Raw genomic sequence first — 13,132 nt, 5'->3', positions numbered from 1 at the left:
CTGAGGGGCTGAGGGCTGGGCCCGGGCCGGGCCGGGGCGCCGGTGTACCGCGGCGTCGCGGGCGAGACCGCCGGGCGGACCCGGGACCAGGCACCGTCCGCGCGGGCTCCCGCGTGGTTCGGCGCGGGTCACCTCCAGTCCGCCGGCCGCTCGGCCCGCTCACCGCCTTGCGGGAGGCGGCTGAGAGCGAGCCCCAGAAGCATCACCGCGTACGCACACAGCACGGCGATCCCGCCCCACCACGGAAGCGGGAAGTACCCGGCGGAGGGCGCGTAGTGGGCGACGACCTGCGGGTGTTCGGTGAGGGTCTGCTGGACGGCGAAGCCGGCGGCCGGAGTGACCCGCAGCAGCCACTGTGACAGGCCGTCGGCCAGCAGCGGGAAGGAGGTCATGACGTACGGGACCACGATCGTCAGGACGGCGACGAGGATCGCGAGCCAGGCGCGCCGGAACAGGGCGCCGAGCGCGAGCGCGAGCACGGCGGCGAGGGCGAGCACGGCGGCTGTACCGAGGACGACCCGCGCTCCGGTGAGCGCGGACACGTCGATGACGGAGATCCCGTTCCCCTTCAGGATCGCCACGCCGACCGGGACCACGACGCCCACGGCGAGGAGACCCGTCACGAACGTGACGCCTCCGACGACGACCGCCTTCGCCATGAGCGTTCGTCGGGTGACCGGCACAGCACGCGCGGGCACGCGCCGGTACTCGGAGGTGACGAACCGAACGGCGACCACGAGCACGATGGCCAGTCCGATGGCCAGTCCGCCGAGGGTACGCTCCACCGGGCGGCCGGCGCCCTCGGAAACCGCCGGCCCGATGTCGCCTGTGCCGGTGACGGTGAACGTGCCGTTCTCCTCGACGGCCCCGGACGCCTTGTGGTCCTTCTCCCAGTCAGTCTGGTTCATCTCGCCGACGGCTTCTTCGCTCCAGCCCCCGGTGGAGGCCGCGCCCTGGAGGCCGACGTTGTCGAAGACGGCGCCGGCCTGCGTGAAGCGCACCTGTTCCGTGGCACCGCCGAGGCCGACACGCCGTAGCGTCAGGTCGCCGGGAGAGGTGGCGAACATGCCGACCCGCACAGTTTTGGGCAGCCCCGACAGCTTCGCCGCGCCGACCTTGGTCCACCGTTCGCCGTCGGTGGACTCGTAGCCGGTGATGGTGTCGCCCGACCGCGTCAGCCGCAGCCAGCGCGGCGACGTGGCCGAGACCCCGCCGTCCTTGCCCGCGATGTCGTGGTGGTAGTCGTACTGCATCCGCACGCCGTGGCTGCCGGTGAGCATCAACGCCGCGTAGGAGGACCCCTGTTGGACGCCGTCCTTGATGATGATCCCTGCCTTGGCCCAGGGCACCAGGCCCGGGACGATCTGGTCATGGTTCGGCGGCGGGTAGGTGATCGTACCCGTCATGGAGGTCATCCGGACGGTGATGCTGCCGCTCTCGCCGAGATCGCGATGCAGGAAGGAGAACTGGTCGTTGACGACGGAGCCGTCCGGTCCGATCGGTTCGGCCGGGCACGGGCCGTCGCAGGACGCGTGGTTGCCGAACGCGTAGAGCAGTCCGAAGGCGATGACGACGAGAGCCGCGGCCGTCATCGCGATCAGCCGGCCCGGACGCCGGAAGCCGGTCCACTCCCGCCGGAGTGATTCGTTGGTCGTACGTTCTTTGGTCGTAGGTTCGTTGGTCGTGGGTTCGTTGGCCGTATGCATGGATCCGGTTCTACGGATTCGGCCGTGACAGGGTCCGAACCACCCCTGTCATCTCGCTGTTAGGTGCGGTGGGACATCCTGGGTCCGGTCGGACCTGAGTGGGGGAGAGGACCATGGGCAAGCTATGGAGCGGGACCGTCGGACGGCGATTCACGATCCTGTACGCCGCGGGATTCCTCGGATCCGGCATCGTGCTGCTCGCCCTGACCTTCCTGATGTCCGGTAGCCGGTTGACGAGCGTCGCTCCTGAACAGCCCCCGAGCGGTCCGTCCGATCTCGCCACCGCCGAGCGGCAGATCCGGGATCTGGGGAGGCAACTCGCGGACGTGCATGCGCAGCAGAACCACCAACTGCTGGTTGGCTCGCTGATCGCGCTGGCGGTGATGGTGGGCGTCTCACTCCTGCTCGGCCGGGTCCTCGCCGGCCGGGTGCTGCGGCCACTGCGGCTGATCACCGCGGCGACACGGCGGATCTCGGCGGAGAACCTGCATCAGCGGCTCGCCGTGGCCGGACCCGTCGACGAGGTCAAGGAGCTCGCCGACACGGTCGACGGTCTTCTGGAGCGCCTCGAAGCCTCATTCGTCGCGCAGCGCCGTTTCGTCGGCAACGCCGCGCACGAACTGCGTACGCCGCTGGCCACGATGCGGGCGTCACTGGATGTCGCCGTCGCCAAACCGGAGCCCGCGGCGCAGACCACCGCACTCGCCGACCGGTTGCGGACCGAGCTCGACCGGGTGGATCACCTGCTGGACGGCTTTCTCGTGCTCGCACGGGCGCAGCACAGCACGTTGGCCGACCGGACCCCCGTGTCGCTCGGCGAGCTGGCACAGGAGGCGCTGGCCGCTCGGGCCGCCGACATCACCGCGAAGACGCTGACTGTCGAATTCGAGGTGCGGCCGAACGCCTGGACACGGGGCAGTCCGGCGCTGCTGTCCCGGATGGTGGAGAACATGGTCGACAACGCGATCGTCCACAATCAGGAAGGCGGCTGGATCCGGATCTCCACCGAACACGACGACACCGGGACACGCCTCGTCGTCGAGACCGGCGGACGCGTCCTCGACCAAAGCCGGGTGGACCGGCTGACGCAACCGTTCGAGCGGCTGGGCGCCGACCGGACGGGGTCGGAGGGGAGCTCCGGCCTGGGGCTGTCGATCGTCGCGGCGATCGTCGAAGCGCACGGCGGCCGCCTCACCCTCCTGGCCCGGCCGGAGGGCGGCCTGTGCGTTGCGGCGGTGCTGCCGTCGGCAGCCGGTCGGGAAGGGTGACATCGTGAGGGTTCTGGTCGTGGAGGACGCCCGGTCGCTCGCCGAAGTCGTCGCCGAGGGGCTGCGGGACCAGGGGATGGCCGTCGACGTCGCGCACGACGGTCTGGCCGCCGCCGCCAAACTCGATGTCAACGCGTACGACGTGGTGGTCCTCGACCGCGACCTGCCCCGCATCCACGGCGACACGCTCTGCCAGATGATCACCGAGCGGGACGATCGCGCGATGGTGCTGATGCTGACCGCGGCCGGGGCGCCCGGCGACCGGGTCAGCGGTCTCACCCTCGGCGCCGACGACTATCTCGCCAAGCCCTTTCACTTCCCCGAACTGGTCCTGCGCATTCGGTCCTTGGCCCGCCGCAGGCCGACCGCCCGGGCCCGCACGCTGCGCGCCGCCGGCCTCGAACTCGACCCGGTACGCCGGACCGCCCTGCGCGACGGCCATCCGCGGGAGCTGTCCGTCAAGGAGTTCGCCGTCTTGGAGGCGCTGCTGCGCGCCAGCCCGGGTTTCCTGAGCGCCGAGGACCTACTGGAACAGGTGTGGGACGAGAACGCCGACCCCTTCACCAATACGGTGGCCGTCACCATCGGCCGGTTGCGCCGCAAACTGGGCAGCCCGCCGGTCATCACGACGACGCCCGGGGTCGGCTATCGCATCGTCGACGATCCACCCGTCCGATAGGGCAGGGCGCGGCGCTGGTGGTGTCGCGAGGCGGAGGGTGCTGCCTGGGCGGGCACGGTCTTCTCGCGGTCCGAAACTCGATGTTCGTCCGGCCACGGGGCCGCCGCGAAAACCCGTTGGCGGACCACGGTGACCACTGCTACTTTCCCTGAGGCCGTGCGAGAGAACGAGGAGGTGGTACCCGTGAACGCAGTATCGACATGGGTGCTCCCCTCCGGGGTCACGGTCGGGCGATAGGTCGTCCGGGAGCGCCGTTCACGAGCACTCCCGAAAGGCACGATCATGCACTTCACTTCCGAGCAGCGCCTCGACGAGGGCGTCCTCGAACGCGAATTCTCCCTCGGCGAGATCCCCGGCACTCTGTGGACGCCGGAATCCGCCGCACCGGTCCCGCTGATCCTGATGGCCCACAACAACGGCCTGCCCAAGGCGGAACCCCGGCTGGTGGCCCGGGCCCGGTACACCGCGGCGCGCGGCTACGCGGTGGCCACCATCGACGCCGCCGGGTGCGGCGACCGTCCCCGTTCCGCCGCCGACGAGCAGGCCCGTGTCGATCTTCGGCGGGCGATGCGGGCCGGTGAGCCGGTCGACGGGATCTTCGAGTCGTTCATCGGCCCGCTGGTCGAGAACGCGGTCCCGGAATGGCGGACCACTCTGGACGCCCTCCTTGAGCTGCCCGGGATCGGCGGCCCGGTCGGGTACTCGGGGTGGGCCGCCCTCGGCATTCGGCTGGCGGTGGTCGAGCCGCGCATCGCGGCGGCCGGTTTGTTCGCCGGGGGGTACGTGCCCCTCGCCCAGCGCGAGGAGGCCCGGCAGGTCACCGTTCCGCTGCTGTTCCTGCTGCAGTGGGACGACGAGGGGAACCCCCGGCAGCGCGCCCTGGACCTGTTCGACGCCTTCGGCACCAAGGAGAAGACGCTGCACGCCAATACGGGCGGGCATACCGGCACCCCGTGGTTCGAGGTCGAGGACGGGGACCGTTTCTTCGGCCGGCACCTGAAGTGAGGCCGAGCCGCCTGACGGACAGCGGACGGTAGGCGGCGCCGGCCGGAATGCCGTCATCGAGGACGGGTCCGGGCCCTCCTCGATGGCGGTGGCCGGCAGCCGCGCGACTGCCCGATCGCGAACGGTGCGAACCGGCCCCCGTCCCCGCGTCGGACGACCGGCGAACCGGCTCCGACCGGTGGGAGCGGCCCCGGTCCTGACCACTCCGGACGGGACCGCGAAACCGTGAAAGGCGGCGTGGCGAATCCCTGAGCCGGTGAATGCCCTCAGAGGCGGGATTCGCGGACGCTGTGCCGTCATACCACCGTGGACGTATTGTCCCTATATGTGCGATATTCGGTGCGACTGGTGCGGTGCCCCTCCCGCGCGGTGGGCGGCGCACGGCCGCCGGCGCTGCCGGCCCGCGCACCGGCAGGCGGCCTGGCGTACATGCCGCCGTTGGCAGGGCGCGGCCGAGGCCAGGACAAGGTTGTCCGTAACCGGTGAGGTCCTGGTCCTTGAGGTCCTGGCATCCGCTACGAGGGCCGGGTAGGGGCATGCGTTCGCCCTCCGGCTCCGTACCCGGTAAGGGGCGTTTGGAAGCCCTCATGGCTGACGTGATGCGTGAGACCGGCGCATCGATCGGCCTGTTCTACCTGCTGCCGCCCGGCGAACGACTGCTGCGGCTCGCTCTGATGTGCGGTGTCTCCCGGGAGATCGCCGCGCCCTGGGCCCGCGCCTGCGTGGACTCGTCGACCCCGGTCGCGGATGCCATGCGCCATGGGCATCTGGTGTGGCTGGACAGCCAGGAGGAGGTGGCGCGTCGCTACCCGCAGCTGGGCCTCGTACTGCCGTACGACTTCATGCTCGCGGCGGCCCCCTTCACCAGCGGCACCCAGGTGTGGGGCGGCATCGTGCTGCTGTGGCCCGTCAGCCACCCGCCACGGCTCAGCCCGCATCAGCGTGAAGCGGTCACCACATGCTGTGGGCAGGTGGCGGATCTTCTTGAGCGGGCCGCGGACGACGGCAGTCCGCTGCTGCCCCCCGAGGAACCCTGGTCGCTTCCACCACCGCTCAAAGAGGCCGATCCCGACCGGGTGAGGGCCGCGCTCGACTTCACCGAACGCCTCCCGGTCGGCTGCTGCACCATGGACCTCGACGGCCGGCTCACCTTCATCAACTCCGCGGGTGCCGAACTGATGGGCGCCGACGCCGCCTCGCTCACGGGGAATCGCCCTTGGGAAGTACTGCCCTGGATGCACGCCCCGGTCTGCGAGGACAGCTACCGGGCAGCGGTGGTCACCTGTCGGCCCACCTCCTTCACCGCCGTGCGCCCCCCGGGCACGCCACTCCTCTTCCAGCTCTACCCCGACGACAGCGGCATCAGCGTCCACATCACGCCCTCCACGCGGGAGACGGTCGCCGCGCGGACTCCGGCATCCGACGAACCGGTCGGCGCGATGGCGCTGTACCACTTGACGCACCTGGCGGCCGCCCTCGCCGAGGCCGCGAGTGTCCATGACGTGATCGAGGCCGTCGCCGACCAGATCGTGCCCGCCTTCGGCCCCCAGGGACTGGTCCTCATGGTCGCCGAGGAGGGCCGGCTGCACATGATCGGCCACCGCGGCTACAGCACCGAGTTCCTCAGCCCCTTGGACGGTATGCGCCTGACCACCCGCACCCCGACCACGCAGGCACTGGCCACGGGGGACCCCGTCTTCTTCTCCACCTTCGCCGACTTCCAGCGCGCCTACCCCGAGGCGCCCCGCTACAAAGGCAGGAGCGCCTGGGCCTTCCTGCCGCTGACCGCCTCCCGCCGCGTCATCGGGTCCGTCGCTCTCTCCTACGACCGGCCCCGCATCTTCGTCCCCGCCGAACGCGCCCTTCTCACCTCCCTCGCCGGACTGATCGCCCAGGCCCTGGACCGCGCCCGCCTCTACGACGCCAAACACGCCCTCGCCCACACCCTCCAGACCGGCCTGCTGCCCCACGCACTGCCCCATGTCCCCGGACTGGAGGTCGCCGCCCGCTACCAGCCCGCCGGCCACGGCATGGACATCGGAGGCGACTTCTACGACCTCATCCACGCACCCCTCGCCACCACGGCGGCGATCGGGGACGTCCAGGGCCACAACACCACCGCCGCCGCCCTGATGGGACAGGTCCGCACCGCCGTCCACGCCCACGCCGCCGCCGGCACACCCCCTGGCGACCTCCTCACCCGCACGAACCGCCTCCTCACCGACCTCGACGCCGGGCTGTTCACCAGCTGCCTGATCGCACACCTCGATCTCGTCCACCACTGTGCCCACCTCGCCACCGCCGGACATCCCCCACCCCTGCTCCGCCATCCCGACGGACACACCGAAGTCCTGCGCCTGCCAACCGGACTGCTGCTCGGCATCGACCCGGACGCCGACTACCCCACCACCGAGATCCCCCTCCCGCCCGGCGCCGTACTCGTCCTGTACACGGACGGCCTCGTGGAAATCCCCGGCACCGACATCGACGACACCACCAACGCCCTCGCCCAATACCTCACACACGCCCGGATCCAGAACCTGGACGACCTCGCCGACGACCTCATCCGCCACGCCGAACGGTCCGCCCCACGCCGCGACGACATCGCACTCCTGCTCATCCGCCCCCACCCAACCGGCGACTGACGACGCCACACCACCTCTCAAGCCCTCGGCCGGCCGCTGGGCCGGCGTCGCCGTCATGGGTGTGCTGCTCGTCCACCAGCTTGTGACAACAGGGCGGAAATGTACCGACGTCAGGATCCGGCGGTGGGCACGTGGCGGGCCAACTCGGTGGCCAGGCGCTGCATGACCGTACGGTTGGCGCGTCGCATCGTGGCCCGGACGACGGGGGCCAGCAGGCGGTCGGTGAGCGGGGCGCGCTCCCAGGCGTACGTGAACGACACCCGGCTTCCGCCGGTCCGCAGCGGTTCGATGGTGTAGGTGCCCTGGGCCAGCCGTCGGCCGGCCGCGCTGACGTTCCGTTCGACGATGCGCCGCGGCGGGTCGGCCTTCACGACCTCGATGGCGACGTCGGTCTTCTGGCCGCCCAGCGAGGCCCTGACCGTGGCGCACGATCCGATGCCGCGGTGCGGGCCGCTGTAGCGCCATCCGGTCAGGTAGTGGTCGGTGAATCGCTCGTGGTGAGCCATGACATCGAGGAAGTCGTAGACCTGCTCGGGGGGCTGCGGAACGTCGATCGACACGGTGAGAGACTTCATGTACCACACGGTACACAGGGCATGTACCAATCGGTACACTCGCGAAGAGGTGAATATGGACGGCTCACGTCCCGAGGATGAGGCTGCGCCCGGCACGGACGGGGACCGGCGTTCTCAACTGGTGAACGCGGCCGTCGACTACGTCGCGGCACATGGCTTCGCGGACCTGAGCCTGCGCGGCCTGGGCGCCGCGATCGGTGTCAGCCACCGCATGCTGATCCACTACTTCGGCTCCAAGGAAGCGCTGCTCGTCGAGATCGTCCGGACCTCGGAGCGGCGCCAGCGTGATCTGCTGTCCCAATTCCGCCTGGAACCGGGCCTCTCGCCCTCCGATGCCGCGAGACTCCTCTGGCGGCAACTGACGGACCCCCAACTGGCCGGTCAGGAGCGGCTCTTCTTCGAGATCTGCGGGCACGCGCTGCGGGGCCGCCCCGAAACCGCCCTGTTCCTCGAAGGGTTCGTGAACGACTGGCTGGAGCCGCTCATGGCCGCCGAGGTCGCCGCGGGTGCGGACCCCGCCGTGGCCCGGAACCGCGCCAGACTGGGACTGGCCACCGTCCGCGGTCTGCTGCTCGACCTGCTCGTCACCGGTGACCGCGCCGGTGTCGACGCGGCGATGGAGGAGTTCCTCCAGCTGTACTACGGCTCGGAGTGACGTAGTCACCGATCAGGCAGGCCGGGCTGGACGGCAACCACTGTTCCACCCCCCCCCGGCGGCTGTGGGCTGGTTTGACGCACTCAATGGATAACCGCTATCTATTGCTTGTCGTGAAGGAGGGTGGGCCGTGCGGGATGTGGTGCTGGCGTTGCTGGTCAAGGGGCCGTCGCACGGGTACGAGTTGCGCGGCCGGCTGGCGGTGGCACTCGGACCGTTGGGGCAGACACTGAACGCGGGGCAGATCTATGTGACGCTCGGCCGGCTTGAGAAGGCGGGGCTGGTCGTTCTGGAGCGGGAGGATGTGCCGGTGCGTGGCCCGCGGCGCAAGGTGTACGCGCTGACGGCCGACGGGCGGGAGCGGGTGGCCGCGTGGCTGGCCGAGAGCGCCGGACCAAGAGCGGATGTGACGGAGTTTCATCTGAAGCTCGTGGCCGCCGCCGAATCGGGTCTGGCTGATCCGCTCGTGCTCGTGGACGGGCGGCGCCGGGAGTTGATGCACAGCCTCGCCGAAGCCCAGCACGCCGCTCTCGCTCATGACACGGACTCGGAGGCCGGACTGCTCCTGGAGGGCATCGCCCTGCGGCTGCAGGCCGATCTGCGCTGGTTGGAAGCGTGCGGGCGGACCTGGTCGGCCCGCGCTTCACGTGGGGAAAGCGGAGGAATCGATGACGAGTGACGTGTGGGACCGCGGATCCGGTGACGGGCGTGCGCCGGTGCTGCGGGCCGTGGGTCTGGCGCGCGTGTACGGGGAGGACGAGGGGCTGGTGCGGGCCGTCGACGAGATCGATCTTGAGGTGCCCGTCGGGCAGACGCTCGCTGTGACGGGGCCGAGCGGCTGTGGCAAGTCCACGCTGCTCCAGCTCCTGGGCGGGCTCGACCGGCCCGATGACGGTGAGGTGTGGCTCGGCGGACAGCGCATCGACCGCCTTGGCGAACGGGCACTGGCCAGGCTGCGGCGCCGCGCCGTTGGTTTTGTCTTCCAGGCCTACCACCTGATGCATGAGCTGAGCGCGGCGCAGAATGTCGAGCTGCCCGCGCTGCTGGCCGGCGCCTCGCCGCGTACCGCCCGCATCCGTGCCGCCGAACTCCTCGGTCAGGTCGGGCTCGCCGGGCGGGCCCGGCATCTGCCCGCCGAACTGTCCGGCGGACAGCGGCAGAGGGTCGCGATCGCCCGCGCGCTGGTCAACAAGCCGCTGGTCGTTCTCGCGGACGAGCCCACAGGCAATCTCGACAGCGCCGCGACCCTCGACATCCTCCGGCTCTTCGACGAGCTGCGTGCCGCGGGCCAGAGCCTGGTCATGGTCACCCATGACGAGCGCGTCGCCGCCACGGCGGACCGTGTGGTCTCCCTGCGTGACGGGAGGCTGGCCGACGACACCCGCCTGGACGGCCCCGGCCACGGGCACGGCGGCGGCCATGGCCACGGGTACGGGCACGGTGGCGGCACCGGGCTCGGGGCGCTGCTCGGCTGGGAGGACTGACCATGGGACATCTGCTGCTGATGTGGCGTCTGATCCTGCACGACATGCGCCGCCATCCCGGCGAGGCCCTCATGTTCCTGCTCGCCGTCGGCGTCGCCACCGCCAGCCTGACCCTCGGGCTGGCGACCAACAACGCCGTGACCACCGGATATCTGAAGACCCGCGAGGTCACCGCCGGCCCCGACATCACCGCCATCACAACGGCCGCGGACCCGTCCGGCCTGGCCGAACGCCTCGCGGACACGCCCGGCGTGGGCGCGCAGGCCGACCCGGTCTTCGCCTTCGACACCACTGTCCGGGCACACGGCCGGACCGCGCGCTCCTCGGTCGAGGGGCGCGAGACCGCACCGTCGGCCGTGGACCGGCCACTGGTGACCTCGGGCAGCTGGGTGCGTCCCGGCGGCGCGGTGGTCGAACGCGGCTTCGCGCAGGCAATCGGCGTGCGCGTCGGCGACCGCGTCACCATCGGCGAGCGCGCCTATCCGGTCGTCGGGACCGCGATCAGCGCGGCCACGCCGGTGTATCCGTGGAGCAACTGGGCCCAGGGGCCCGGGCCGTCCGACCACGGCGGCAGGATCTGGCTCACCACCGCCGACACCCGCGCCGCGGCCGGTGAGAACCCCGGTGTCCACCTGATCCACATGAAGCTGACCGACCCCACCGCGCCCCTGCGATGGCGCGACACCGTGTTCGCCCCCGACAACCGGGGCGAGTCCTGGGTCAACACCCGCAGTTGGCAGACCGTCCTCCAGACGGACACGAACATGATCAGGGCCACCCAGCCCGCCCTGGTCGTCGGCGGCTGGCTGCTCGCCGTCGCCGCGCTCGTCACCCTCGCCGCGCTCGCCACGACACGCTCCGCCCGCGACAGCCGGCGTGCCGGACTGCTCAAGGCCGTCGGCGCCGGACCCGGCTCCGTCACCGCCGTACTGCTGGCGCAGTACCTGCTGCTGACCGTCCTGGCCACCGCGCTGGGACTGACCGCCGGGACGCTGGCCGCACCGCGTGTGGTCGATCCCAGCGCCGGGCTGCTCGACACCGTCGGCCCTCCGGACGCCGTCACCGTCACCGGCGCGGTCTTCCTCGCCGTCGTGGTCGCCGTGGCCGGTGCGCTCGGCCCTGCCGTTCGCACCGCGCGCACCAGCACCGTCCACGCCCTGGCCGACCCGGCGCACCTGCTCACGCACCACCCGCACCTGAACGCCGTGACGGCGTATCTGCCCACGTCACTGCTGCTCGGCATCCGGCTGCTCGCCCGCCGGCCCGGCCGCGCCGTCCTGGCCTCGGCCGGCACGGCGGCCACCACCATCATGGTCACCGCGATGCTCGCCTGGCACACCGAGCTCGGCGCGGCCCCCGCCCACAGGCGGTTCGGCCCCATCGAGGTGCGGACCGACCAGACCGGCGAGGTGCTGCTCGCCGTCACCCTCGCGCTGGTGACGTTGTCCGCGCTCAACACTGTGCTCCTGGGCTGGAGTACCGCGGTGCAGGCCCGGCGCGCGCTCACCATCTCCCGTACCCTCGGTGCCACACCCGGCCAGGTCGTCACGGCGCTGTGCGTGGCGCAACTCCTGCCCGCGGTGCCCGGGGTGGCGGCGGGTATTCCGGTCGGGCTCGGCCTGTACTGGCTCTTCGGCACGCAGATCACGCCGCCGGGATCGTGGCTGCTCAGCGCCGCGCTCGCCGTCCTGCTGGCCGTCGCGGCGTTGACCGCGCTTCCCGCGTGGATCCACACCCGTAAACCCGCGGCGCGCGTCCTGAACGCCGAGACCGCGTGACTGTCCGCCCCCGGACCGTCGCTCCCGACAGGGGATGCCTGGCCCGCGGACGGCGCGGGCCAGGCTCGACAGTGCGTACGCCGTCGCCGGACCCACCGGCACCGAGCCTTGGGGACACGGTGGGTTCACCCCAGCAGCAACGACCTGGGCTGTGCGGAGAGGGCCTGGTCGAGGACCAGGGACGCCGCTCCCACCGCGGCCACGTTCTCGCCCAGCGTGGTGGAGACGACCGTTGTCGGATGGGTCGCCCTGACGAACGGGGAGCGTGCGACCATCGGCTCGATGGTCGCGAGAAGACGCCGGGCGAGCACGAGCCACGTCGGTCCGCCGAAGACGATGGTGTCAACGTCCAGGAGCGTCGCCGCCGCGCAGACTCCCCGGCCGATGCGGATGGCCAGGCGTTCGATGATCCCGTCCGCCTGTGTGTCCCCCTCGGCGGCGAGCCGCGCCAACCGCTCCAGACCGCGCTGGGCATCGGCCGGATCCAGCACCGTGTACTCGGCACCGAGCACGCCCAGTGCGATGGCCTCGTCGACGAGCGTCCGCGTGGAGCAGGCCGCGCCGAGTCCGCCGACTTCGCCCGCGTTCCCCGAGACGCCGCGCAGCACGGTGTCGTCCACCACCAGCCCCATCCCCGAGCCGGTGCCGAAGTAGAAGAAGAGCAGGTTGCGGCTCGCGGTGGCCGCTCCGGCCCAGCGCTCCGCGACGACCGAGGCCGTGACGTCCTTGTCGAGGAGCGCGGGCAGACCTGTCGCCTCGCTCAGCCGGTCGCGCAGCGGGTAGCGGCCCCAGCCGGGCAGCTCCGGAGGATCGACCACCCAGCCGGCGGACGCGTCTATCGGCCCCGGCGCGGCGATGCCCAGGCCCAGCACCCGCGCGTTGTCGATCCCCGACTCCGCCACGAGCGAGCGTACCGAGGCGGCCATGTCCGCCACGATCCCGTCGGTGTCACCGCCGCTCGGCGTCCGACGGCTGCGATGGCCCACGACCGTGCCGAGAAGATCCACCAGGACGCAGGTGATCACGGCGGGGTCGAGGTGGACCCCTACGGCGTAGCGGGATGTCGGGACGATTTCGAGGAGGGTACGGGGCTTCCCGCTGCCGGTGTTCTGCTTCCCGGATTCACGGGCCACCCCCTGGTCGAGCAGTCGGCGCGTGATGTTCGAAACGGTCTGCGCGGACAGGCCGGTGGCCCCCGCGAGTTCGACCCGGCTCAAGCCCGTTGGGTGCCTGCGAATCGCGTCCAGGATCACCGACTCGTTGAAGTCCCCCATGCGCGGCAGATTGGTGCCGCGCCTGATCGCGTGTTTCTCGTGTCTCACCGTGGTCAAGGTGTC

The 13,132-nt window shown here is 71.2% G+C and carries 11 protein-coding genes; 8 read left to right on the top strand and 3 right to left on the bottom strand.

The annotated features are described in order from the left end of the window. Window positions 1-128: 128 nt before the first annotated feature. Window positions 129-1,706: a DUF1349 domain-containing protein gene (locus tag M1203_RS24420; protein WP_249951929.1), complete on the bottom strand. Its 1,578-nt coding sequence runs from the start codon at window positions 1,704-1,706 to the stop codon at window positions 129-131. A gap of 113 nt (window positions 1,707-1,819) precedes the next feature. Here M1203_RS24420 and M1203_RS24415 point away from each other — a divergent pair, with 113 nt between their 5' ends. The 4 genes from M1203_RS24415 to M1203_RS24400 all read left to right on the top strand — a co-directional run bounded on the left by M1203_RS24415 (window position 1,820) and on the right by M1203_RS24400 (window position 7,303). Beyond that, window positions 1,820-2,974, top strand: coding sequence for a HAMP domain-containing sensor histidine kinase (locus M1203_RS24415; RefSeq protein WP_249951928.1), 1,155 nt, complete (start codon window positions 1,820-1,822; stop codon window positions 2,972-2,974). 4 nt (window positions 2,975-2,978) lie between these two features. Continuing rightward, window positions 2,979-3,653: a response regulator transcription factor gene (locus tag M1203_RS24410; protein WP_249951927.1), complete on the top strand. Its 675-nt coding sequence runs from the start codon at window positions 2,979-2,981 to the stop codon at window positions 3,651-3,653. 282 nt (window positions 3,654-3,935) lie between these two features. Further along, window positions 3,936-4,658 carry a dienelactone hydrolase family protein gene (locus M1203_RS24405; RefSeq protein ID WP_249951926.1) on the top strand — a complete coding sequence of 241 codons (723 nt, stop codon included), beginning with the start codon at window positions 3,936-3,938 and terminating at the stop codon, window positions 4,656-4,658. A gap of 587 nt (window positions 4,659-5,245) precedes the next feature. Beyond that, window positions 5,246-7,303 (top strand): SpoIIE family protein phosphatase, encoded by a 2,058-nt coding sequence (locus M1203_RS24400; RefSeq protein WP_249951925.1) that lies wholly within the window; start codon window positions 5,246-5,248, stop codon window positions 7,301-7,303. A 110-nt stretch (window positions 7,304-7,413) separates the two neighbouring features. Here M1203_RS24400 and M1203_RS24395 read toward each other — a convergent pair whose 3' ends face one another. Continuing rightward, entirely contained in the window at window positions 7,414-7,878 is a 465-nt protein-coding gene (locus tag M1203_RS24395; RefSeq protein ID WP_249951924.1) for an SRPBCC family protein, read from the bottom strand. Window positions 7,879-7,933: 55 nt separating this feature from the next. Between M1203_RS24395 and M1203_RS24390 the strand changes: the two genes are divergently transcribed. The 4 genes from M1203_RS24390 (at window position 7,934) to M1203_RS24375 (ending at window position 11,795) form a co-directional block, all read left to right on the top strand. Then, window positions 7,934-8,533, top strand: a complete 600-nt coding sequence (locus M1203_RS24390; RefSeq protein ID WP_249951923.1) for a TetR/AcrR family transcriptional regulator — start codon at window positions 7,934-7,936, stop codon at window positions 8,531-8,533. Window positions 8,534-8,663: 130 nt separating this feature from the next. Beyond that, window positions 8,664-9,212: a PadR family transcriptional regulator gene (locus tag M1203_RS24385; protein ID WP_249951922.1), complete on the top strand. Its 549-nt coding sequence runs from the start codon at window positions 8,664-8,666 to the stop codon at window positions 9,210-9,212. Next, window positions 9,202-10,017, top strand: coding sequence for an ABC transporter ATP-binding protein (locus M1203_RS24380; RefSeq protein WP_249951921.1), 816 nt, complete (start codon window positions 9,202-9,204; stop codon window positions 10,015-10,017). Before M1203_RS24385 ends, M1203_RS24380 begins: the two co-directional genes overlap by 11 nt. Window positions 10,018-10,019: 2 nt before the next feature. Further along, the gene (locus tag M1203_RS24375; RefSeq protein ID WP_249951920.1) at window positions 10,020-11,795 is read left to right on the top strand and encodes an FtsX-like permease family protein; all 1,776 of its coding nucleotides are present in this window, start codon (window positions 10,020-10,022) and stop codon (window positions 11,793-11,795) included. Window positions 11,796-11,920: 125 nt separating this feature from the next. Here the strand turns inward: M1203_RS24375 and M1203_RS24370 are convergent, their stop codons facing one another. Next, on the bottom strand, window positions 11,921-13,117 hold the full coding sequence (locus M1203_RS24370) for an ROK family transcriptional regulator (RefSeq protein ID WP_249951919.1): 1,197 nt from the start codon (window positions 13,115-13,117) through the stop codon (window positions 11,921-11,923). Window positions 13,118-13,132: the final 15 nt, after the last annotated feature.

The organism is Streptomyces sp. 35G-GA-8, from assembly GCF_023534745.1.
Lineage (GTDB): Bacteria > Actinomycetota > Actinomycetes > Streptomycetales > Streptomycetaceae > Streptomyces.
This window is presented reverse-complemented; position numbering and strand designations above follow the sequence as displayed.